This is a genomic window from Roseibium aggregatum IAM 12614 (genome assembly GCF_000168975.1).
GTDB classification, from domain to species: domain Bacteria; phylum Pseudomonadota; class Alphaproteobacteria; order Rhizobiales; family Stappiaceae; genus Roseibium; species Roseibium aggregatum.
On record NZ_AAUW01000004.1, the window covers coordinates 97,060 to 119,058 of the forward strand.

The window sequence follows — 21,999 nt, forward strand, 5'->3', positions numbered from 1 at the left end:
CTCAATAATTACAGAGGTCCGGTTTATGCAATCGCAGTAGCCGCCTGCAACAATCCGGCGATATGTGTCACTGAACACAGATCGTGGCGACACTGGTGTTCTAGGCCAATCAAAGTTGAACTGCGAGGAAGCTAGGCTTTGACTGCCTCCCCACAAAATTTGTGGTGACAGGAGCTGAGATGGGTTTCCATCAAGAAGAACCAGCTGTTCGGAATATTTCCCCATCTCTTCGCAGAGTAAAAAATCATTTCTGATGCACTCTGAAACGATGGTTTTCGCAGTTGGGTCGTGCGAGGACGCCAAGAAAGAGAGATCAAGTCTCGTGACGCTGTTGGTCATGACAGCAAGCTCCGCTGGAGCATTGCCGTCTGCAAAAAAGGGTCGGCGTGCTTCATAAACAGTTCGATGTCGTTACCCAATAAGCGTTCAGGGTGGCTATGTCCGAATAGGTCGTGACAAACAAAGCTGCTGACAAAAACGGTCAAATTATAATCGCTGCACTTATCGAGAAAGTTGACTAGCTCCTCCTCTGGTGAGCGTAGCGGGAGGTCTTTGTAAACCTCAACTGCAAACGCCTCAATTTTCTTCCGCTCAAAGGAATTCACCATATCCTGCCCCGGTTGCACGGTCTTTATTTTATTGGATAAAACATCTGATATGAATTTCCGTTCAGGCATTTAAGGGGCAAAGTTTGGCCTCTGTAAAGATCAATTTTAAGTTGAATAAAAAAAGATGAAAATACAACCTTTGCGAAAGTGGAGAGTTGCAAAAGTTGGCTTGTAAGGTCTGGTTATGAATTGCGATCGGACTTCGACAGCTTCAATGCGTAGATCTTTTTGACCAGCTGTGCACGTTTTTCAGGTGGGCCAAGTCGGCCCGCGATCGCATATTCGAGTTCATATGCTTCCTCAAGAGACTCTTGCAGAAGCTCAATGTCCAACTCGCGGCCGTTTGCGATCCGCGACAGTTCGTCGAAGGCGGCAGTACTGTCGTCGGTTGGCCGGCTGGTTTCAGCTCCAGAGATCCATGCGCGCAGGTCTTCTACTGGGGTCTGGGTTTGTTCTGATACCTGGGAAAGGTCTTCAACACTGAGCTTTTCACCTTCGGCCAACTTCGCAATCGCGTCGCGTTTCTGGTCGAAAGTTAGATGAGAAAACAGTTCCAGCAGCGAGTCTATTCGCTTGTTTCTCGGAACTCCCGTAAGCACCCAGTTAATATCAACTTCAACGGCATTGCAGAGTGCAGCCAAGGTGTCGTTCTTAGGAAGAGTCTGTTTCACAAAAAAATGGGAAACGTAATTCACGCCGAGTTTTGCCGCCTCGGATATCTTCCGAAAGCTTTTGCCGCTCAATAGCAATGCGGCTGCAATTCTGTCGACTGGTGATGCGTTCATCCCAGATTTATAGAGTTGTTTTTCGTGTATCGCACGCATCATAAAGCGTTCATAACTGTTGACATGCACGCATAAGCGTGCATTATCCAGCTTATGACACACGAGCTGCTCAAACCCATCAATGTCTTCCTCGCTCTCAAGCGTGAGTGCGGCGAGCGCATGTCTGAAAGTCACTTCGGTCGCGTCGCTGCCAGAGACGGGCGTTTGTATGAGCGGCTGTCCAATGGTGGTGACGTTGTCTCCAAGAAGGCTTTGGCGATCAGAGTTTTCATTCATGAGGAAACTCTCCGACTGATTCAAGAGCATGGATTGAACGAAGTCGATCCGTGTTTGCTGTGTCAGTCTCTCCCGCAAATGCCAGGCCTGTCACCGCGTAAATCCGCAGAGGTTACGCAATGACGTTTCGGCCGACTACAGAGCATGACCGAGCAGCCCTAAAGGCAGCCTTTCGCAGACTATTGAGGGATGCGGGTGGGCAGTCGGAAGCTGCGGGTTCAACCCGCGTAGGCCAACAGGCGTTGTCCCGGTACGGTTCTCCGCATCATGAAACAGATCACGTTCCTGTTGATGTCCTGATGGACCTCACAATGGACGCGGATAATCCTGAAGTCGTCCGGACGTTGTGCCGGATGGCCGGAGGGGTCTTTGTTCCGCTCCAGTCTTCCCGGCCGGATGATACATGTTGGCCTCAGCAGTTGGGTGCATTGGTACGCAGTGGTGCTGAGGCTGCTGAGTCCATCTGCAAGGCCCTAAGCGATGACGGGCGGGTTAGCCTGGACGAAATCCACGACCTTGATATTCGCGCAAAGCTGTCCGCCGCGATTGAGGCGCTCGCAGTTCTCGACCGACACGCGCAAGCGGTGGAGGGGCGGGAATGATCAGGCTAGTCCAGCAGCTTCCGCGCCAGCGCCTTCTTAGTTCCGTCAAGGTGTTTTTTGGCGCTTTCGACGGCACGTTCAGCCGCCATCATATCAGCCAAGGCAGCCTGAACGTCTGTCCCTTCCACCATTTCGGCGAGCTTTTCAACGTCCTTGGCGTTTTCACTCCAAAGGCTGGTGACGTCGCCCAGAAGAAGGTTGATGCGATGTTTGCAGTGAGTTCCTTTTGCGCCTGCCATGCATGTGCAGGTCATTTTGAAGTTATTTCCGCTGCGTTTTGCGATCACTTCATACGGGACAGCTTCCCGGCCCGAAACAAGAAATTTCAAAGATTTCAAAACACTCTCCCGTTTTTCAATGCGTGCATGAAACGGCATCTTCGCGGAAAAGTCGAGGGGGTGGCGCTATGAGCGTTTCTGCATTTCGTCATGGCGGCAGAAGCGCAGAAGCACTTTTGCGCGAAAAGCTCGACATCAAAGATGCGCGCATTCAGGCGCTTGAAGATGAGGTTGAGTACCTTAAGAGTCAGTTGATCAAGCCGGAAATGGAGTTTCCGTTTGAGTGGCATTTGAGAAAGACCTGGGCGACCGTCCTGCGGTGCCTTCTTGCTCGAAACCTGATGACAAAAGACGCTGCGATGGCGGCGCTTTTCAGCGATCGGGCAGGGGAAGAGCCGAGTTCGAAAGTTGTTGACGTTTACATCTGTCAACTAAGGAAGGCCCTGCGCCCACTTGGTATCGATATCAGTACCAAGTGGGGCTGGGGTTGGTACCTCACACCCGAAAATAAAGCAAAACTGCTGAAGCACTGCACACTCCCGTCAGGCAATTGGGGGTGTGTGCAATGAACCAGTCTCCGCGCATCCTTCCCGATTTGCTCGCTCCGATGAATGACTTTGTCCGGAAGTCCGATCAGGTGATCGACCCCGTCGCGATGGACTATCTCGCCAAGCGGCATCCGGACGGTATCCGCGTCATTGATATCGCCAGCTATCACGGGCTCCTGTTCCTTGAAGCGCACGACATTGTCGAGATCGCCTTATGCGCACGGCAGCTAAAAGCGCGCCGCGATCAGGATGGCGACATTCTGTTTGTCTGGCGGGCAGGCACAATGCCGCCGCTGTCCGGTTTGGAAAAGACGCTTTTGCGCCAGGCCCAACGTGACCTCGATGCCGGACCCGATCGCATCTTTGTCGAGGGCGCTGCAATGGACCTGCGCGTCGGCCCGACCGCTGTGCGCAAGGCCCTCGAATTTCTTGTTTCTGCCGACCTCTTGACCCGCGAAGGCCGCGCCTACGCGCTGACGCCGCTCGGACGCACCGAAGGAGACCCGGAATGAAAAGCATGACCGCTGAGCAAATCTCGCAGTTGGATCCGGCTGCTGTTGTCTTGTGGGTTTTCCACCCTGAAGGGCCGAAAGATGTCTATGAGCCGTCGCACGATGGCGAAGAGAAGATTGCGGCGCGCATGACGGTTCTGAAAGAGCTTGGAGCGCTGGCTGCCGTCATCTCGCATCCGCACCTCTTTCCGGAAGACCGGAGGGTTCGGTCGTGCTGACGTATTTGGGCGGACAGATTGAGCTGCACCTGGGGGATGCGCGCGACGTTGTTCCAAAGCTCGGACGCCGTTTTCCTGTCGCCTGTTTCGATGCCCCGTACCGTTTGACATCCGGAGGCGCGGCGCGGTCGTCAGGAAAACACAAGGTGATGTCTGGCGGTTGGATGGCTGACTATGACAACTCCGGTCAGTTCATGGTATGCGACATCACGTGGAAAGAGATCATGCAGCTTGTTGTGAGCTGCCTGGCAGAGGATGCGGACGTTTATGCGTTTGCCAATGACAAGAACCAGTTTGAGGCGCAGCGCGAAGCATTTGCCGCCGGCCTGAAGTTTCACAATATGCTGGCTTGGGACAAGAAGACCGCGACGGCAAACCGGTTCTACATGAAGAACCTTGAGTTTATTCTGTATCTCTACCGGGGCAGGGCGCGGAAAATCGCCAATTGCGGCGACAAACAGCTTGTGCCGTTTCCGCACCGCGACGTTACCGACCACCCGACCGAAAAGCCGGTTCCGCTGGTCGAGGCCTATATCCGGAACTCCGCCCGTCCAGGCGAAGCCGTGATTGATCCATTCATGGGATCAGGGACCGCCGCTGTCGCCTGCGTGCGCACCGGCAACCCCTTCGTCGGGGTCGAAATCGACCCGAAATACTTCGAGACCGCGCGGCGGCGTGTTGAGCGCGCCATAGATGGACATCAGTGCGACCTCGAAACCTTCTTGGAAAACAGAGGAGCACAGGCATGCTGATCGAAACCACGGCAGGAGAGCTGAAAACCGCTCTGATGTCGGTCAAACCGGCAATCCAGCGCAGGAGCACGTTGCCGATCCTTAGTGCTGTCCTGATCGAGGACGGGGCGGTTATCGCAACGGATCTGGATATGGAGATCCGGGTCAAATTCGCAGTGAAGAAATGCGAAGGGTCTGCGGTCATTCCGTTCAACCAGCTTTATGATCTGGTCAGGCTACTCCCCGCCGACAGGTCTGTCAGGCTGCAGGACACCGAATACAAGAACGGCGGGGTGTTCGTGACGTTCCAGGGCGGCCGATACTTCCTGCCCTCGTATTCCGTTGTTGATTACCCTCGTTTTTCGATGCCTGAGGACGTGCGCGAGATTGCTTCGCCCCAAGGTCTTCTCGTTGCATTGGAGGCTTGCCAGTCATTCATGTCGACCGAAGAAACGCGCTACTACCTGAACGGTGTTTGTTTCGGACGGGACAAAGACGATACCGGTGTGCTCGTCGCCACTGACGGTCATCGGCTCATCGCGCATGATTACGCCCATGATTGTGATGGAAGCCCGATCCTGCCCCGCGCGATGATCGTCGCACTGCTGAGGCTTTGCGAGCCGGAGAAGGTTCTTCTTCACGAACAGAAAATGGAATTTGTTCTGCCGGGTGGAGGGTATCTCCGCTGCAAACTGATCGACGGTACGTTCCCTGATTGGCAGCGTGTGGTGCCGACCATTCCACCTGGTTCGCCAAGGCTGTTTTTTGAGCCTTTGGAAATGGTCTCAATTCTCAACCGTTTGGAACTTGGAAGAGGCTGTAGGAAGCGCGCCGGTGCAAGTTTCTGCGTCGACATTGCCACAAACGCAGCCGGCGACCTGGCGATCGTCTCCAGTGAGGGTATGGGGGGTGAGGAATGTGCTGAGCGCATCGAGAGCGGTAGGGCTATCGACTGGACAAAGTTGAGCGGTGGCATCTGGTCAGGCAATTCTGGATATATCAAAGAACTTTGCCGATTGAACTTTTCTGCGGACCAGGTCGAGCTGACTGCCGAAGGATCAGGCACTCCTACGGTTATGCGGCATGAAGAGTCGAAGGCCCTTATGGTTATCATGCCCATGCGGGGCGGCAAGGCTTCTACCAGCACGTCCTTGCTTGCACTCTCCCGCGGTGGCGATAACGACGCCGACGCCGTCGCGCAGGTGGCGTAATGACGGTCTATGTTCTCTATTTTTATCCGTCGTCTCTGCATAGGCTAAACGAAGGACACATATCAAAGAAGGGACTAGATGCGCTGATAGCTTCAGGTTCAAGCGGTAATATCGGCTGCGCTGTTCATAGTTTTTTATGGTTCTTTGACTGTCGGCATTTCAAAATCGCCGAACAAAGCTTTCCTTCGACGATACTCATAGTCTTCATTTTCAGATCGATCTATTGTCGTGATCTTCTGGATCTCTTCTTCCGAGAGACCCGATGGAATTTCATCAGCCCAACACCATGTTCCAGTAAGGTCGAGCACCGATTTTCGATCAAAGTTATCTGTAAAAGTCACTGTTCCAATTTGAGTTTCGCGGAAATTACAACGAAACAGAACGGAACGGTCAATTGTAATGCGGCTAAGGTCGCAATTTTTGAAGGAGCAGTTTGCAAAACGCTGGTCCAGCGCCTTCTCGGAAAACAAACGACGAGCAGAGATTCTCTCAAAGATGGTATTGCGAAACGTGGCTCCAGAAAAACTAGGTATTTTTTCGTAACTACGCTTTTTGTTGCTTTGGGTCTGATTGGTAAATTTACACCTATCGAATTCACTCTTATCAAATTTAGCTCGATCGAAGAGAAAGTCCTCGAAAGTTACGTCGCTGAATTTTGCATCAATGCAACTCGCTTCACTCAAATCTACGCCGTAAAAGGCAATGGATCGTATAATTGCGTTATCAAGAATACTTCGACTAAGGTCTGGATGTATATCTTTGATACCACCCGCCGGCGCTACGGCTTGAAGTTCCTGAATAATTTCGAGTGCAACTTTCACATCGGATGGCAGCGGTTCCATTTCCCTAACGAACACAACCTCCCTCGCTTTTCCGAACGTCTCTCGTTCTTCAATTTTTCGCATTTTAGAACGTTCCCTCACGAAACTAAAAAGCAGGTCATTCACGACGAAAAAATTTCGAGTTCCTCCATCGGCGGCAAGAGCTCCAAGCGTGTTTACGCCAGCGAGCCGTATCGACAGAATTTCACTATCGAGCATGAGCGCGCCTTTTTGATACCGGTCGACATTGAGCGCCAATTCAGAAACTCGCCTTTGTCGATCAGCGATAGAACTCCGCCACCAAGCAAATACTGCACCTACTACGCCGGCACTAATGAATGCGCTTACTCGCCAGATTTCGAGCAGATTAGAGTTTGGGGAGTTAACTCCCCACGTTGGCAACCACAAAAACTGGAAAAAGACGACGAAGCTCGAGATAGCAAATATGAGGACAGTTGGGGCCAAAATAGCTACAGCTACCGACGCGAAAACAATCTGAAATCTCTTGAAGTGCTTAAGTTTCGCTTTAGCGAATTTGATTTTCTCTTTGATCGCTTCTTTCAACCGAAGCCCATAAATTTTCATGCGGTTGTCTCCATCGAGAAAGACAACTTGCCGGGTTTTCAAAAGACCAGCAAGCGGTGGGCGGCATGAGTCTTAGCGATCCCCAGAACTATGTTTGGAGTTCAGCAAAAAAAACGCCTTCTCTCCGGCGATATTCCGAAGCCGAGAAGGAACGCGTAAAATCGAATAATCCGATCTCGACCATCATCGGCCGGCACGTGACATGGGACAGGGCGAAGACGAGCGCCAACGCTGGCGACTTCTGGGCGTGCTGCCCGTTCCACGCGGAGAACAGCCCGTCATTTCACTGCGTTGATCGTGAGCATCGATACAAATGCTTTGGCTGTGGTGCGACAGGTGATCAGTTCACGTTTCTGCAGAACGTCGAGGGGCTTTCCTTTGTTGAGGCAATGGAGCGGCTTGGCGGCAATGCTGAAGCGGAGCCGCTGAGCCCGGAAAAGATCGCCGAAGACAAGGCGCGGGCAGAGGACAAGCGGAGAGAGCAGGAGGCTTTTGCCGAGGCTCGTCGCCAGGACGAAATCAAAAAGGCCTTCAAGCTTTGGGGCTATGGCGGCCGCGTCGGTGGCACGGAAGGTGTTGGCTATCTGCGGGGGCGCGGATTGGCACCGCTGCCGTTCGTTCTGCCGCTGCGGTTTCACCCGCATTTCAAATACTGGCACTCGCGGCCGGTGCCGGGCCAGAAACGGCAGGAGTTTTTCGTGCTGTTTTCCGGGCCGGCAATGCTGGCGCCGATCACCGGGCCGGATGGTTCGTTTGCCGGTGTGCACATCACCTATTTCGACCCGCGTCGACCAGGGCGGAAGATTGAGCTGGAAGACCCATATGCCGAGCCGCGCGACGATGGAAGGCCGTCACTGATCGCGCCAAAGAAGATCCGCGGCTCGAAGCGCAACGCCTCCATCAAACTGTTGCAGCCTGAAGGCTTCACCCGGCTGGTTGTTGGCGAGGGATGGGAGACGACTGCGTCTGTCGCCCTGGCCGAGTACGGAACCGATGTTTTCAGCCGAACGGCCTATTGGGTGTCCATTGATCTGCAATCCATGGGTGGCAAGGCCATTGAGACGATCGCGCACCCGCACCTGAAGAACAGGGCTGGCCGGCCGCTCAAGGTGCCGGGGCCTTTCCCGGATACGGATGACCCGAGGGCGCTGACCATTCCCGACCAGGTCGAGGAAGTTGTCCGTCTCGGTGATGGCGACAGTGACCGCTTTACCGCCGAACAGGTGATGGCGCGCGCGAATGCAAGGTGGGCGAAACCCGGGCGCCGGCAGTTCGATGCCTGGGCACCCGAAGGGCAGGACTACAATGATATTTTGATGGGGGCGTCGTGACCGAGAAGAAAAAGACGACTGCCGCTGAAAAATCCAACAAGCATAGGCAGCTTCTTGATGAGCTGTCGGCACAAAAAGCGACGGAAACCGAGGCCGAGGCAGATCAGGGCCAAAGGGGGGAAACGCCTTCAGACGGTTCTGTTCCCGCTGGGAAAAGGGGGCTCGATCACATCCGCACGCTGATCGAGAACGCCAGCCAGCCCGGCACAACGGACGATGACGATGACGTTCTGACGGAACAGGTAGATGATACGGATAATGACACCGGATCCAGTGCTCCAGTGCCGCAAGAGTGGGGCTACTCACTTGAAAAGATGAATTCGGAGTGGTCGCTTGTCCTGATCGGCTCCAAGGTTGCGATGGTGCGCGAACAGCCGCATGCCAAGGAAGAGGACCGCGTGCGCGTCGTCCAGGTGGACTCGTTCCACCGGCTCTACAACAACAAACCCACGCAGGTGATGGGGGCGGACGGCAAGATCAAGACCGTGTCCTGGTCGAAGCGATGGGAGGCGGAGCGCCACCGCCGGCAGTATGACGGCATCGAGTTCTTTCCGAACCCGGAAGGGAAGGCGGGAACGCGCGGGTACCTCAATCTTTGGCAGGGCTTTTCCTATCGGCCTGATGCAAAGGCCGGGTCATGGTCGGTTCTGAAGGACCACATGCTGACCAACATCTGCAACGAGGACACCGAGCTGTTCCGCTGGGTGTTCGCCTGGTTCGCACACATGCTTCAGCGGCCGCGCGAACGGCCGGGCACGGCGCTTGTCATCCGCGGCTTGATGGGCACCGGCAAGTCGATCATGGGTGAAGTGATGGGCAGTCTGATTGCGCCGCATTTCTTCCAGGTGGATGATCCCCGGTACATTACCGGCCAGTTCAACGCGCACATGAGCGCGTGTCTGTTGCTTCAGGCTGAAGAGGCGGTTTGGGCGGGTGACAAGGTGGCGGAAGGCCGTCTCAAAGGCTTGATCACCTCGAAAACGCAGATGATCGAGTCGAAGGGTGTTGACCCGTACCGGCTCGATAACTTCGTGCGCATCATGATGACCTCCAACGAGGACTGGGTTGTGCCGGCCGGCAAGGATGAACGACGGTATTGCGTGTTGGACTGTGCGCCAAACGCCAAGGAAAACCACGGCTATTTCGGTGAAATGATGGCTGAGCTGGAGGAGGGCGGGCGCCAGGCGCTGCTGGCTGATCTGCTGGCTTTCGATCTGAATTCCGTCAACCTGCGCCAGATCCCGCGAACGGGCGCGCTGCTGCAACAAAAGCTGCGATCGCTCGACAGTGTCGATCAGTTCATTTTCGAGCGGCTTTATGAAGGTGCGATCCTGAAAGCGGACGATAGTTGGAACCCGTCCGACTATGTCATCAAGCAACACCTTTACGAGGAATACCTGTCATCGGCCGACAAGGTTGGCATCAAGCGAAGGGCTGATCTCAATCAGTTCGGTAAATCGCTCATCAAGCTCATTCCGCGCCTGCAGGACGTTCGCCCCCGAGACGGGGCGACACGCAAGCGTGCCTATGTGTTCCCGGACCTCGCAACGTGCCGAGAATGTTTCGAGGAAGCCGTGGGGCAGGCCGTTGACTGGCCGATTGACCATGGAGACACGTCCTTTCAAAGCCAGCAATCTTTTTCGGGAGAGACAGGATGAGAGGGGTAGAACGGCTTAAACCACCATCCGGTCCACCCGGAGCATGGACCACGCGCCCGCGTATGGACCGAGAAAACGCAATGAAATCAACGGTTGGTCCATATGGTCCACGTGGTCCACACAAAATCACGCCCCGCGCGCGCGTGAAGTCCGTTTGGCGATGTACCCCTTTGGCCCTGTTCTTTACATGGCTGGTTTGCCCGGACCATCTGGACCACTGCGCTAAGTCATTGAAGGGCAATGAGAATACCGGTCCATATAGTCTTTTATTTAACTGGACCACTATGGACCATATGGACCACCACTTTAAATCCTGCAAAGCCGGGGCTTGGGCATGAAGAAACGCATCGATATCGAAAAGCTGCTGAAGTGGGCGTATTGCGAAGAGCTGCCGAAGGGGGCTCGTGACGGGGTTCAAAGCGCGGTGGCTGGCTCGAATTTCCTTGCCATCATTGAGCTGGGGCTGCTGGGCACCAGGGTCGATACCTCCGGCAGGGCACCTGACCGTCAATTCTCACGATTTGATGAGGTGGTGCATCCCGATGCCATGAAGGTGCATGAGGCAGTTTGTTCTTTCAATTTTCTGGATCTCGATCTGCCGCCCGATTGGTGCCCGATGCCGGAACTGGCCGTCTTCGGCGAGCATGGGCGGAACGCAATCAATGGCGCTGTGAACAGCCTGACTGTCGTGGATGGTCAGGGGCAGCGTTGGCTGCAGCGTCCAGTTGGTCAATTGGTGCAGACTTACGCGATCATGGGCGGCTGCCCGGATGGAAGTTGCGAAGCGCCTGAGCTGCTGACTGTTTGCGGAGAGCACGGCGGCCCGGTCTGGTTTCGGTTGGTCAAGCACCGGTACTATGACGATGGCGGCACGCGCGTGACTGCACAGGTTGAGAAGGATGATGGCTGGGACAAATACCGGAAGCGCCCGAAGCGTGGTGCGTATCAGAAGAAATATCTGCATCCCGATCCGCACGAGGCGTTGGTGAAGCGTGGCGAGTATCAGCTTTGGCTGGCTGCCCTTAGTGAACTCGTTGAAATGCTTGGGAATAGTCTCACCGATTATGAGCCCGTGATGACCCCGAGGCCTGCAGAACCGTGGAGCGTTGTCGACACCGAGAAGCGGTTGAGAGGTCGCCCGATCCGTATTGCGCGAAAAATATCCTTGACTGCAACCTGACGCTTGACATACAAAAACCGCACTGAAAAAGGTTCACACCCCGCTGGCAACGCCCGCGGGGTTTTTTGTTGGGGTTGCCATGTGCACGCTTGATCGTATCGACAGCTATGCGCAGCTTTTTGACTGTATCGATCAAACCCTGATCTGAGGTTCTCGCATGCTCGGTATGTATTGGTCTGATGTCACCGGCATCAGGGAGCTGGATCGTGCCATGTCCAAACTTTCGGGCCGGACGATCCGTTTGATTGGATCGCGGTCGTTGAACCGGGCGGGATCGCAGGGGCGGACCAGGACGGGCCGTGCGCTGGTAAAGCAAACCGGCCTGAAACTGCGAACCGTCCGGGCTGCCATGGTCCCGGTTCGGGCGTCGGCCTCGTCGCTCGTATACCGGATCAAGGCGCGGGGCGGGGATATCGCCCTCAAGCATTTCGATGCAAGGGAAACCCGCAGAGGTGTGAGCGCCAGGCCTTTCGGTCAGCGCAAGATCTTCAAGGGCACGTTCATCAAGGGCGGAAAGTTTCCGTCTCGTGTCGCTCTCAACATGGGCGGGCATGTCTATGCGCGTTCGGGTTCTGGACGCCTGCCGATCAAGAAGCAGAAGTCGGGCGTTATCTTGCCGAGGGAACTGGTGAAGGGCGCGAGTGCCGAGGCATGGCAAACAACAGTCGCCAAGGTCTTGCCGATGCGCGTCATCCATGAGGTGAAGCGCGAGACAGGCAAGGTCTTCAGTTGAAGGGTTTAGGGACCGTACACCGGGCCTCGCCCCGCCACGGGCGGGAAGCTCCCGAGATCTCGTCAGTCTGACGCTAAATTCAAAGCCTAAAATTAAAGTTGAGGGCTAAACTTCTAAAGTTGAGAACTTGAGGGGATCTGGACGGTGGACGCACCTATGCCGGAAACCCTGTCCAAAGGAGAGTTTGCGCAACTGATCCGCGTCACTCCGGGCCGGGTTTCGCAATACATCAGCGAAGGCAAGCTTTCCGGTGAGGCGTTGGATGGCGAGGGCCGCCGCGCCAAGATCCGGGTTCAGCCAGCATTGGCGCAGCTTCGCATGAAGCTGGATATCGGCCAGATGATGGGCAACGGCCTTGGTACGCGCCTCCAGCAACCGCCAGCCCCGCCGCCGCATCCAGCTGGAAGCGAACTGCCATTCCAACCAGGTCCGCCGCAACGTTCACCGGCTGCCTGGCCTCCGCCAGAAGACACGGGCCCGACCGTTGAGGATCAGCTCAAGCAGGAAAAGCTCCTGCAGGCGCGCATCACCAGCCGGAAGGCTGCGGAGGAAGAAGAGAAGAGGAAGGGACGCTTTACCGAGACAGCCGCGGTAAAGGCGGAAATGAACCAGATGGCCGGCAAGCTCCTCGACATTTTTGAGGGCAGCCTGCCGGACTTCGCCAACGCTGTCGCCGGCAAGTTCAAGGTGCCTTCAAGGGATGTTCTTCACCTCCTGCGGGGTGAATTCCGGGAGATCCGCGCGAAGGCTGCGAAGGCCGCCCGCAATCAGGCGGAAGAAGAACCAGAAACGATCAAGTCGGAAATCGAGACCAGCGAAGAAGAATGACCTGCCTCACAGTCGACACAGCGAACCCGCGCCGCTTGTCGCTGGAGGCCCTGTCTGAGGTTTTGAACCCGCCGCCGCCTGTCGATTATCTGGATTACGCCGAGAACAAGGTCAGCTTTTCCGAGCGTGAAAGCCCCTTCAAGGGGAACTACAACCGGAACCTGTTCGGATATTTTGACGAGATCCTGCGTGCGCTGTCGCCCGACGATCCTTGCCGGATAGTGACGCTGGCAAAGAGCGCGCAGCTTGGCGGCACCGTGCTCGCCAACATCTTCACCTGCGGCTCCATTGAAATGGACCCGGTTGATTTCCTCTATGTCCATCCGACTGAGGGGAACGCGAAGCGCTGGTCGAAGATGAAGCTGTCGCCGATGCTGAAGAACTCGGCATCGTTGAAGGCGCTGTTTCCGCAATCGTCTCGCGATGGCAGCGACTCCGTTCTTTACAAGGAGCGGGTGGATGGCCGTGGAGCGATCCAGATCTCCGGCGCGAACTCGCCGGCATCGCTCAGCCAGGTGACGATGAAGCGTCAGGTGCAGGATGACCTGGCTAAATGGGAAACGAACACAGCCGGCGACCCGGAAGCGCAGGCCGACAGCCGCAGCCAGGCACACGAATTTGCCAAGATCTTCAAGATCTCTACGCCGCTTGTGATGCCGGGTTGCCGGATCACGCGCAACTTTGAAGATGGAAGTCAGGAGCTTCCTTACGTTCCGTGTCCGCATTGCGGTCACATGCAGGTTCTCAGGTGGGAAAACATGCTTGCCCATCTGGATGAAGAGCACCCGGAGAATGCTTGTTTCTATTGCGAAGCGCCCGATTGCGGCGCGGCAATTGAGGAGCATCACCGGTCTGAGTTGACAAAGCACCTGGAATGGCGCGCTCAGAACCCGAAGGCGAAGCGTCAGCATCGCTCTTTCTGGATCTGGTCTGCCTATTCGGTCCTACAAACGTTCGAGCGGATTGCCCGCGCCTGGTTGAAAGCCAAAGGCGATCCGGCAAGCGAACAGACGTTTATGAACGACGTCGTCGGCATTGCCTTTCAGACGCAGGGCGAAGCGCCACCTTGGGAAAGCCTTCGGGATCGCGGGGCAGTTTCGGACTATCCCCGAGGCCGTGTCCCTGCGGGCGCGTTGATCCTAACGATTGGGATTGACTGTCAGGACGACCGAGTTGAATGGCAGGTCGTTGGTTGGGGCCGGAACAAGAACCGGTTTGTTATCCAGTATGGCGTCTTTCCTGGGCATATCTCGGAAGATAGCTGTCAGGAAAAACTAAATGTCCTGGTGAAACAGACCTGGCCGAATGCCTATGGCCGGAAAATCTCTGCTGATCGGATTGCCATCGACGGCAACGCCTACACCGAAGATGTTTGGGAATGGGTGAAGAAACACCCGGCCAGCGTCGTGATGATGGTTCGCGGCAACAATTCCGACAGCGCTCCGATGCTTCTGCCGGTCAAGAAGGAACGGCACAAGAAGACAGGCAAGCTCCTGAAGTGGTCGAAACGCTTCTATTCCTTCAATGCGTCGGTAATGAAAATGGCGCTTTACAGGAATTGCCGCAAAGAAGATCCGCTGGCAGCCGGTTACATCGCGTTCCCGACCGGGTTGGACGATGAATATTACCGGCAGGTGACGGCCGAGCGTCGTGTCTCGAAGAAAAACAAGGATGGTTTTGACGTCTACAATTGGGAAAAAGACCCAAAGCAGGCGAACGAAGCCCTCGACACCATGAACCAGGCAGAGGCGGCGGCGCTTCGGTTTGGTGTTCGCGACATGCCCGAATTGCTTTGGGACAAATACGAGGCTGAACGGGAAACGTTCCCGAAAGAGGCGCAGGGCGATTTCGAGGATCTCCTGAGCCAGCCGGCGCCCGAGCCTGCACCGGAAACAGAACCAGAAACCAACCCTGAACCTGAGAAGGCATCGCGCAGCAAATGGCGAAAACGAACGGGCTGATTGACGTGCATGGCCGTCCGCTGCGCGCGCGTTCCGATTTTCGGCCGCAGAGCCGTTACCTCCGGGACACCCGGTCCGGTGTCATTGCCTCGCGCATGGTTTCTCTGGTCGAAAGCCGGGATGATATTCGTCAATCGTGGCAACGCGCCGCGGCGCTCGCGCTGGATCTTATCAAGAATTCCGGACGGCTCCGCGGTGCAGCTGACCAGGTGATTGCCGACACGGTCGGAAGCGGGCTCAAGATGACGCCAACGCCCGACTTCTCCGGTTTGGGTTGGAGCGATGACGAGATCAAGGAATGGCGTCGGCTCGTAAAGCGGCGTTGGAACCGTTACCGGAAGAACCGGAAAGAGGTGGATTTCCGGGGCAAGTTCACCATGTCTCAGCTCGTTGACGTCTCCCTTCGCTGGGATATGGCTTACGGCGAGGTCACCGGCATTCTTGAGTACATGCCTCGGGCTATGCGTCGCCGCTACGGGATTACGACCGGCACGAAACTCTGCCTGACACCGCCCCATCGTCTCGTCCAGGATACAAACGAGGTTGAGGGGCTTTACCAAGGCGTCTACCAGGACGAAAACGGCAGGCCTGTCGGTTACCTCTTTGAAGAGCGCGAGGCCGGTATTACCGTCAAACGGAAATATGATGCGTATGACCGTTCCGGGCGAGACGTTGTCCTTCACGTTTTCAATCCGATGGACGCGACGGATGTGCGGGGGATCTCTGTTCTTGCATCCGCGTTCCGCAAGCATATCCAGCACGAGTTGCTGGACGATGCCACACTTCAGACCGCGATTTTGCAGACCGTTTTTGCGGCAACGCTCACGAGCGAAAAGCCGACCATGGAAGCCTTTGAGGCGCTTGAAGTCCTGAAGTCGGAAAATGTCGAAGGCGCTTCTGACTACGCGAACGAATATGTCGACTACCTGAAGGGCAGTCTGGAAGCTGCGGCAGAGTCCGAGATCCGTATTGGCGGCGACCCGCAGGTTTCACATCTGGCTCCAGGCGAGAAGCTCGACTTCAAGGCGGCCGGCACTCCGGGAAATCAGTATCTGCCGTTTTCGAATGCTTTGTCGCGCGACACAGCCCGCGCCATCGGGATCTCCTATGGCGCGCTTACCATGGATCATACCAACGCGACTTACTCGTCAGTGCGGATGGAAAATTCGTCCATCTGGCCGGTGGTCAAGCGGCGGCGCGATCATTGTGCGGTACCAGTTGAGCGTACCGTATATGAAGCGTGGCTGGACGAAGAGATCGGAGAAGGGCGCATTCCCTTCAAAGGCGGGTATCGCGCGTTCCTTGCGAACCGTGATGCCATCCTGCAAGCGTCCTGGGAAGGACCGCCGAAGCCGACAGCCGACGATCTGAAGAGTTCCAAAGCTTCGAGCGAGCGGCTGAACAACGGCACAAGCTCTATCGAGATCGAGGCTGCGGATCTGGGGCTCGATCCGGACGATCTCTTCGAGCAGCGGCTCGAAACACATCGCCGATACGAAGAGGCCGGGATGGCTTCGCCGTACGCACCTAAAGCGCCAGCTGCACGCACACCTGTTGAAGAGCCCGACGATCCGAAGGAGGAAGAGGTTTGAGTATTTCCTCGATCATCCAGATCGGCGGTGAAGATGTCGACATCAATGCACCTTGCGACGTTGTGACGGCGTTGAAGAAACGTCTGATCGCTGTCGCGAGCGGATCTTCAGAATTGATCATCCGCATGGGTGGTGAAGAGGTCACCTTCAGCAAGGCCAACGTCACGCAGCTCAAAAGCCTGATTGCCGACTACGAAGGGCAGTGCGCTCGCGCGAACGGGAAGGGGCGGCAGGGCCGTTCTCGCAGACTTCGTTTCATCTAAATCAAGGAAAGACCGATGGCGGTTTATGTGAACGGCGAACTCGTTCTTTACGGGTTCGTTGGGGAAAGCCTTTGGCGTGAAGGTTTCACGTCGAGCGAGGTGCTGCAGGCGCTCGCGGAACACGGCACGGACAACGACCTGACCGTTTTGCTGAACTCCGGTGGCGGATACGCCTTCGAAGGCATCGCGATCTACAACGCTTTGAAGGCACACAAGGGAACCGTGACCGTCAAGATCGACGCGATCGCCGCCTCGGCCGCCTCGGTCATTGCGCTCGCCGGCGACAGCATCGTCATGCGTGCCGGTTCCGAGCTGATGATCCACGATCCGTCCGGCTCGACCTACGGAACCGCCAGCGACCACGACAAAACCTCCGCAGCGCTCAACAAGCTCGCCGAGCAGATGTCGTCGCTCTACAGCGCTCGCAGCGGCAAGGATCTGGCAGAGGTTCGCCAGATCATGAAGGACGAAACCTGGTTCACCGCCGAAGAGGCGGTCGAGGCCGGGTTTGCCGACGAAGCCGAAGAGGCCAAGGCCAAGCAGGCAACCGCCTTCGACTATCGCGTTTATGCCAACGCACCGGAGCGTCTTGTCGCCCTTTCCGTCGAGAAGGGGTGGACCTTCGAGCGCGAGATCAACCGAATTGCGGCGTCCGCCGCACCAACCAGCCAAGAGGAGACCAGCATGGCTGAAACAACCGAGGCGGGCGGAAAATCCGTCGATGTCGCAAAGGTCACTGCCGATGCGACCGCCGCTGCCCAGACGCGTATCAAGGCCATTCTTGGCTCTGATGAAGCAAAAGGTCGAGAGGCTCAGGCGCAGCACCTTGCGTTTAGAACCGACATGACCGCCGAAGACGCGGTCGCAATTCTCGCTGCAGGCGTCGCCGCACAGCCGACGAGCGAAGCAGAGGAAGAGGCGAACCCGGCCGCCTATGAAGCCGAGCGACTTCGTGCCTCCGGCCAGGCTCTGCCCTCCGATGGCCCGAAGCCTGCACAGGCGAAACTCAACCGCGCAGGCATCTTTGCTTCCCGCGCTCAGCAGATGAAAGGTGCATAAGCCATGGAGAACAAGACCATGGGGCCGCGCAATCTTGCCTTTGTGCTTTCCGAGGCATCGGGCAAGCGGTCCGTCGATACCGTGACCATCGCCTCCGGGGAAGGTGTTCTTGAGCCGGGTTCCGTCCTCGGCAAAGTCACCGCTTCGGAGAAATATGTTTTCTCGCCGAACGCCGAGGTCGTTGGCAAGGAAGGCGCAGAGGTCGCAACGGCGATCCTTGGATATCGTGTCGACGCAACCGACGCGGACCAGAAAGTCGTCGCCTACACCGCCGACGCAGAGGTCAAGAAGCCGATGCTTCTTTTCCATGCCTCCGTTGACGATGACACCAAGACCGCAACCAAGCTCGACCAGCTGCGCGCTGTCGGCATCAAGGCACGCTAAGGAGGACCCTGCATGCCGACACTCGATATTTTCAATGACGATGCATTCAGCGTTCAGAACCTGACGGCAACCGTCAACGAACAGCCTTACCGCCCTGGACAGATCTCGTCGTCGGGCATGTTCGAAGAGGACAGCGTCACAACGACCGTTATCTCTGTTGAGAACCAGAAGGGGCAGCTGAGCCTTGTGGAGCCGACCGAGCGCGGCGGTCCGGGTGAGACGGCCGGCGAGGGCAGCCGCAGTCTGGTCCCGTTTTCGGTGCCTCACTATGAGCGCGACGACGCGGTCAAGGCAGATGAAGTTCAGGGCGTCCGTGCATTCGGTTCCGAAACCGAAGTCGAGCAGGTCATGGACCGGGTCCGGTCGAAGACCGATCGTCACCTGCGCGATCTCGACATGACGCTGGAACATCAGCGCGTCGGAGCGATCAAGGGAATCGTGGTCACCAAATCCGGCGTGGTCCTCGAAAATCTCTACTCGCGGTTCGGGATTGCCGTGCCGGCTGCCGTCAGTCTGGATCTCGACAACGACGCCGCCAAGGTCGACGAGATCCTTGAAACGGACGTTGCCTGGTCCATCGAAGACTCTCTCGACGATTACTATACCGGTTTCCATGTCTGGACCGGCCGCGAATTCCACCTGAAGGTCTGGAACCACAAGCGCATCCGCGAAACGTTCCTGAATACTGTCGGCGCTGACCAGCTTCGCCAGGCTATTCCGGACAAGTACCAGATCGGCAAATTCACCTTTGAACGTTATCGGAACGGCAGCAAGGCCAAAGCCGATAACGGCGGCGTTGGCTACATCGCGGAGAACGAGGGCCGTGTAACGCCGATGGGTGTCTCCGGGCTCTTCATCAGCCGTTTCGCGCCGGCCGATTACATCGAGACGGTGAACACACCGGGCCTGCCGCGTTACGCAAAAGTCTGGGTGCCGCAGAACGGAAAGAAGGCAGAAATCGAGGTCCAGACAAACGTGATCTCGCTTTGCACTCGGCCTGGAGCGCTCCGGCGCCTGACGGTCTAATCCGCACAGATCTGACTTGCGAAAAACCCCGGAGCATTGCCCCGGGGTTTCTTTTGATCTCCGAGGGCATTCAGCCTTTCGACATCAAAAGGAGACGTGAAATGGCTTCCAAAACGACCATGAAAATCCAGTTCCCCCTCGGTGGCATCATCCCGAAGGATGTTCTCAAGTCCGCGAAGGACCGGGTTTGCGAACCCGGTGAAGTAGTCACTGTGCCGATTGCCTACGGCGAGCACCTTGTCAGCGATCGGTTCGCAGAAAAAGCAACTTCGACCACCAAGCCGGTCCAAAGCTCGGAGGGGGCAGACAAGAAGAAGGCCGAACTCGCCGGGCTCGAAAAGGCCGTCGCGGCGGCAAAAGAAGCTCTCGAAAGCGCAGAGAGTGATGAGGCAAAGGCAACCGCTCAGGCAGCCTTGGATGGTGCAGAAAGTGCGCTTGCCGACGCCAAATCCTGACAACGAGGCGCATGAAACATGCCGCGGTTCGATCAATTCAAGCGTCGTCTTCACTCAAGTGTAGACGGCATGTTTGCGGAACGCGTCAGGATTGTTGCCTGGACGGATGGCCGGGAAGATCCGGAGCGGCCGGCACGCGAGATCGTGCGCCGTTGGTCGATGAGGACCGCGAGAACCAGTCTCTGTCTGGTGATCGGTCGGGCCAGTTCAGCGGCAATGTCCGGACAGGCGGTGCGGTTCTGAAGCCGGATCCAGCGGTCTATCCAGACCTTGATGTCCGGCAGGGTGACGATGTCATTGCGCTGGAGCGACCAGGCGAACCGCGCTGGCGCGTTTCTTCCGTCGATCCGAACGGCCATGGCCGTCTGATTATCAATCTTGGGGACAGCTGATGAGCCTTGTGCGGATTGCGTTGAGAATGTTGGCGGTCAAGGCCCTCAAAGACCGGACTGTAGCCGAGGGAAACGTGCTTGATAGCGAGATTGGTATTCTCGGTGAGGACGAAGAAGGATTGCGCATCAAGCCGCAAAAGGGCCGGTTTATCGCGGTCTATACCGATGACGCGGAAGCCAAGCCTGACGAACAGCGCGCGTTCCACGAGAACGGTCTTGTGAACCTCTGCCTTGAATACGGTGTCACCGACGCCATGCAGGAAGAGGTTGATGATCCGGATCGTCCGGGAAGGAAGATGAAGGTCATTTTCCCGACCATCCCTCACGCCAGCCGGATGCATGATTTCTACCTGGATATTCTGGGACGGCAAATTCGGTCTGGTCTGTCAGATGGGAAGAATGAAGCTGCGGAAGTGTTGCGCGGCTTGATCCGCCGCGTCGTCAAAGTCACCTGTGAGCGCGCCGGCAGCGACCGGACAGGGGAGCGTGTCGCGGCTCAGAAGCTGACATTTACCGTCGACGCCCTGCAAGATCCGCAGTTCCTTCAGGACGTGCCTGAGGGCGCGCCGTTTTCACGGTTCCTCGCACTTCTCGCGGCTGGCGATGCCGATGACCAGAAGCTCGGAGCGCTGATCCTCGATCAGATCCCGGTGTCCCCGGAGGATCTTGAAGAGGCGCGCGAGCGGATCGGCCTGACCCTGACCGAACTCGGTTCGCTCGGCTTTGAATACGTGCCAGATGCGGATGAGGACAGCGAGATCAGCAATGTGACGATTGATGTCGCGGGCGGTCAGCCGGTTGAGGTAGGGGCATGATCGAGTTTCTGACAGGGCAGCGCATCGATATCGAGATGCTGAAAACCCGGTTCGGTCAGATGATCCGGATCGGACCTATTGAAGAAATCGACCCTGCCAAGGGATACCGGATCAAGCTTGGCGACGGGGATGACGGGCCATTTCTGTCGCCTTGGTTGCCGCACCCGGAAAGCGGCGGGCAAACGTCATCCTGGATACCTCTATCGAAGGGGCAAGTTGTCGGCGTGCTCAGCCCGAACGGTGACATTCGGCAGGGGGTGTTGCTTCGAGGTGGGTTCACCGACAGCAATCCTGCGCCGAGCGCCGATTTGATGGCAAACGTCCTAAAGGGATTGGGCGCTACAGTCACATTGAAAGACGGAATTTTGACCGTTGATTGTGGCTTGGTGAAATTCATCGCTGACGTTGAAATCGAAGGAAACTTGCTGGTCAAAGGCGATGTTGATTTTGAGGACGGGCACGTCAGACACAACGGCACAAACATCGGCGACGATCATGTCCACTCCGGGGTCATTCCTGGCGGAGCGGACACCGAAGGACCTCACTAGGAGAAATCCATGTCTAAGAAGACTTATTACGTCGCTGACGGTGTCAGCGCGATCAGCGCCGCTCGCATTCCCGAAAGCCGCAAACTGCGTCTGACCGTGGAAGAGGCGATGCATGATGTTTCTCTCGGACGGCTCCTGACGTCCAGGCCGAAAGCTGCGGCAGACAGTGCCGAGCCCGTGGAAGGCGAAGAATAAGCCATGTCCGGTTTTGACCGCGTGACGATGCTCCCGCTCGACAATCTCACGCACACGCTTCAGAGCGTGGAAGTGATCCTGTCAACGGGCATCGGATCGCGCGTGATGCGCCGGCAGTTCGGAGGCGGGGTCGCGGAACTGCTCGGCCGGGCGGTCAAGCCGTCCCTGATGGCGATCGTGCAGCAAGTGATCGGAACGGCGATCGATCTCTGGGAGCCCCGTTTGCATGTGCGCCGGGTTTCCTTCAGCGGTTCGGCTGATGCAGTTCGCCGCGGCACAGTTGGTATCGTGATCGAGGCGGACTATCGGCCCAGCGGCCATCTTGGTGACTTCACCATCGAGCGCAATCTTTCCTTTTCCGTGCGTTTTGCAGGCGGCTCCGCCTCGGCCTCGGTCATCTGAGG

At 56.7% G+C, this 21,999-nt stretch carries 27 protein-coding genes; 22 read left to right on the forward strand and 5 right to left on the reverse strand.

Features of this window, described 5'->3' with window-relative positions; genetic code table 11:
• Positions 1 to 335 precede the first annotated feature (335 nt).
• Positions 336 to 677 carry a hypothetical protein gene (locus SIAM614_RS06510; RefSeq protein ID WP_006933022.1) on the reverse strand — a complete coding sequence of 114 codons (342 nt, stop codon included), beginning with the start codon at positions 675 to 677 and terminating at the stop codon, positions 336 to 338.
• A gap of 113 nt (positions 678 to 790) precedes the next feature.
• Positions 791 to 1,669, reverse strand: coding sequence for a hypothetical protein (locus SIAM614_RS06515; RefSeq protein WP_157139715.1), 879 nt, complete (start codon positions 1,667 to 1,669; stop codon positions 791 to 793).
• A gap of 119 nt (positions 1,670 to 1,788) precedes the next feature.
• Here SIAM614_RS06515 and SIAM614_RS33510 point away from each other — a divergent pair, with 119 nt between their 5' ends.
• On the forward strand, positions 1,789 to 2,271 hold the full coding sequence (locus SIAM614_RS33510) for a phage regulatory CII family protein (RefSeq protein WP_407636304.1): 483 nt from the start codon (positions 1,789 to 1,791) through the stop codon (positions 2,269 to 2,271).
• 5 nt (positions 2,272 to 2,276) lie between these two features.
• Here the strand turns inward: SIAM614_RS33510 and SIAM614_RS06525 are convergent, their stop codons facing one another.
• Complete coding sequence (locus SIAM614_RS06525; protein ID WP_157139716.1) at positions 2,277 to 2,609, reverse strand: hypothetical protein; 333 nt, start codon at positions 2,607 to 2,609, stop codon at positions 2,277 to 2,279.
• Positions 2,610 to 2,677: 68 nt separating this feature from the next.
• Here SIAM614_RS06525 and SIAM614_RS06530 point away from each other — a divergent pair, with 68 nt between their 5' ends.
• From SIAM614_RS06530 to SIAM614_RS06550, 5 genes are read left to right on the forward strand one after another with little or no spacing between them, the layout of a single operon-like run.
• Entirely contained in the window at positions 2,678 to 3,118 is a 441-nt protein-coding gene (locus SIAM614_RS06530) for a helix-turn-helix domain-containing protein (RefSeq protein WP_040439479.1), read from the forward strand.
• Entirely contained in the window at positions 3,115 to 3,609 is a 495-nt protein-coding gene (locus SIAM614_RS06535; RefSeq protein ID WP_006933028.1) for a hypothetical protein, read from the forward strand. The genes SIAM614_RS06530 and SIAM614_RS06535 overlap by 4 nt, the downstream gene beginning before the upstream one ends.
• Positions 3,606 to 3,827, forward strand: coding sequence for a hypothetical protein (locus tag SIAM614_RS06540; protein WP_006933030.1), 222 nt, complete (start codon positions 3,606 to 3,608; stop codon positions 3,825 to 3,827). The genes SIAM614_RS06535 and SIAM614_RS06540 overlap by 4 nt, the downstream gene beginning before the upstream one ends.
• A complete protein-coding gene (locus SIAM614_RS06545; protein WP_006933031.1) occupies positions 3,821 to 4,579 on the forward strand; it encodes a DNA-methyltransferase in 759 nt (252 codons plus the stop codon). The genes SIAM614_RS06540 and SIAM614_RS06545 overlap by 7 nt, the downstream gene beginning before the upstream one ends.
• Positions 4,573 to 5,769: a DNA polymerase III subunit beta gene (locus tag SIAM614_RS06550; RefSeq protein WP_006933032.1), complete on the forward strand. Its 1,197-nt coding sequence runs from the start codon at positions 4,573 to 4,575 to the stop codon at positions 5,767 to 5,769. Before SIAM614_RS06545 ends, SIAM614_RS06550 begins: the two co-directional genes overlap by 7 nt.
• A gap of 134 nt (positions 5,770 to 5,903) precedes the next feature.
• Here SIAM614_RS06550 and SIAM614_RS06555 read toward each other — a convergent pair whose 3' ends face one another.
• A complete protein-coding gene (locus SIAM614_RS06555) occupies positions 5,904 to 7,175 on the reverse strand; it encodes a pentapeptide repeat-containing protein (RefSeq protein WP_006933033.1) in 1,272 nt (423 codons plus the stop codon).
• Between the two features lie 65 nt (positions 7,176 to 7,240).
• Between SIAM614_RS06555 and SIAM614_RS06560 the strand changes: the two genes are divergently transcribed.
• The 12 genes from SIAM614_RS06560 to SIAM614_RS06615 all read left to right on the forward strand — a co-directional run bounded on the left by SIAM614_RS06560 (position 7,241) and on the right by SIAM614_RS06615 (position 19,645).
• Positions 7,241 to 8,506, forward strand: coding sequence for a CHC2 zinc finger domain-containing protein (locus SIAM614_RS06560; RefSeq protein ID WP_006933034.1), 1,266 nt, complete (start codon positions 7,241 to 7,243; stop codon positions 8,504 to 8,506).
• Positions 8,503 to 10,164, forward strand: a complete 1,662-nt coding sequence (locus SIAM614_RS06565; protein WP_006933036.1) for a primase-helicase family protein — start codon at positions 8,503 to 8,505, stop codon at positions 10,162 to 10,164. Before SIAM614_RS06560 ends, SIAM614_RS06565 begins: the two co-directional genes overlap by 4 nt.
• Before the next feature lie 334 nt (positions 10,165 to 10,498).
• The gene (locus SIAM614_RS06570; RefSeq protein ID WP_006933047.1) at positions 10,499 to 11,344 is read left to right on the forward strand and encodes a hypothetical protein; all 846 of its coding nucleotides are present in this window, start codon (positions 10,499 to 10,501) and stop codon (positions 11,342 to 11,344) included.
• 211 nt (positions 11,345 to 11,555) lie between these two features.
• Positions 11,556 to 12,077 (forward strand): hypothetical protein, encoded by a 522-nt coding sequence (locus SIAM614_RS06575; RefSeq protein ID WP_208983908.1) that lies wholly within the window; start codon positions 11,556 to 11,558, stop codon positions 12,075 to 12,077.
• 144 nt (positions 12,078 to 12,221) lie between these two features.
• The gene (locus tag SIAM614_RS06580; protein ID WP_157139717.1) at positions 12,222 to 12,905 is read left to right on the forward strand and encodes a hypothetical protein; all 684 of its coding nucleotides are present in this window, start codon (positions 12,222 to 12,224) and stop codon (positions 12,903 to 12,905) included.
• Positions 12,902 to 14,866 (forward strand): phage terminase large subunit family protein, encoded by a 1,965-nt coding sequence (locus SIAM614_RS06585; protein ID WP_006933051.1) that lies wholly within the window; start codon positions 12,902 to 12,904, stop codon positions 14,864 to 14,866. Before SIAM614_RS06580 ends, SIAM614_RS06585 begins: the two co-directional genes overlap by 4 nt.
• Positions 14,845 to 16,458, forward strand: a complete 1,614-nt coding sequence (locus tag SIAM614_RS06590; protein WP_006933052.1) for a phage portal protein — start codon at positions 14,845 to 14,847, stop codon at positions 16,456 to 16,458. Before SIAM614_RS06585 ends, SIAM614_RS06590 begins: the two co-directional genes overlap by 22 nt.
• Complete coding sequence (locus SIAM614_RS06595; protein ID WP_006933055.1) at positions 16,455 to 16,721, forward strand: hypothetical protein; 267 nt, start codon at positions 16,455 to 16,457, stop codon at positions 16,719 to 16,721. Before SIAM614_RS06590 ends, SIAM614_RS06595 begins: the two co-directional genes overlap by 4 nt.
• A 15-nt stretch (positions 16,722 to 16,736) precedes the next feature.
• Complete coding sequence (locus tag SIAM614_RS06600) at positions 16,737 to 17,780, forward strand: head maturation protease, ClpP-related (protein WP_006933056.1); 1,044 nt, start codon at positions 16,737 to 16,739, stop codon at positions 17,778 to 17,780.
• A gap of 3 nt (positions 17,781 to 17,783) precedes the next feature.
• Entirely contained in the window at positions 17,784 to 18,164 is a 381-nt protein-coding gene (locus SIAM614_RS06605; RefSeq protein WP_006933057.1) for a head decoration protein, read from the forward strand.
• 12 nt (positions 18,165 to 18,176) lie between these two features.
• Entirely contained in the window at positions 18,177 to 19,190 is a 1,014-nt protein-coding gene (locus tag SIAM614_RS06610) for a major capsid protein (protein ID WP_006933058.1), read from the forward strand.
• Between the two features lie 101 nt (positions 19,191 to 19,291).
• Complete coding sequence (locus SIAM614_RS06615; RefSeq protein ID WP_006933064.1) at positions 19,292 to 19,645, forward strand: hypothetical protein; 354 nt, start codon at positions 19,292 to 19,294, stop codon at positions 19,643 to 19,645.
• Between the two features lie 50 nt (positions 19,646 to 19,695).
• On the opposite strand, the gene SIAM614_RS06620 is transcribed toward SIAM614_RS06615, so the two are convergent.
• Positions 19,696 to 20,004, reverse strand: a complete 309-nt coding sequence (locus SIAM614_RS06620; RefSeq protein ID WP_006933067.1) for a hypothetical protein — start codon at positions 20,002 to 20,004, stop codon at positions 19,696 to 19,698.
• A gap of 32 nt (positions 20,005 to 20,036) precedes the next feature.
• Here SIAM614_RS06620 and SIAM614_RS06625 point away from each other — a divergent pair, with 32 nt between their 5' ends.
• Genes SIAM614_RS06625 through SIAM614_RS06640 form a run of 4 tightly spaced genes read left to right on the forward strand, consistent with a single transcriptional unit; the run spans position 20,037 to position 21,997 of the window.
• Positions 20,037 to 20,852, forward strand: coding sequence for a hypothetical protein (locus SIAM614_RS06625; protein WP_006933070.1), 816 nt, complete (start codon positions 20,037 to 20,039; stop codon positions 20,850 to 20,852).
• Positions 20,849 to 21,400: a phage baseplate assembly protein V gene (locus SIAM614_RS06630; RefSeq protein WP_006933072.1), complete on the forward strand. Its 552-nt coding sequence runs from the start codon at positions 20,849 to 20,851 to the stop codon at positions 21,398 to 21,400. The genes SIAM614_RS06625 and SIAM614_RS06630 overlap by 4 nt, the downstream gene beginning before the upstream one ends.
• A gap of 9 nt (positions 21,401 to 21,409) precedes the next feature.
• Entirely contained in the window at positions 21,410 to 21,595 is a 186-nt protein-coding gene (locus tag SIAM614_RS06635) for a hypothetical protein (RefSeq protein ID WP_006933075.1), read from the forward strand.
• A 3-nt stretch (positions 21,596 to 21,598) separates the two neighbouring features.
• A complete protein-coding gene (locus SIAM614_RS06640; protein WP_040439481.1) occupies positions 21,599 to 21,997 on the forward strand; it encodes a GPW/gp25 family protein in 399 nt (132 codons plus the stop codon).
• Positions 21,998 to 21,999: the final 2 nt, after the last annotated feature.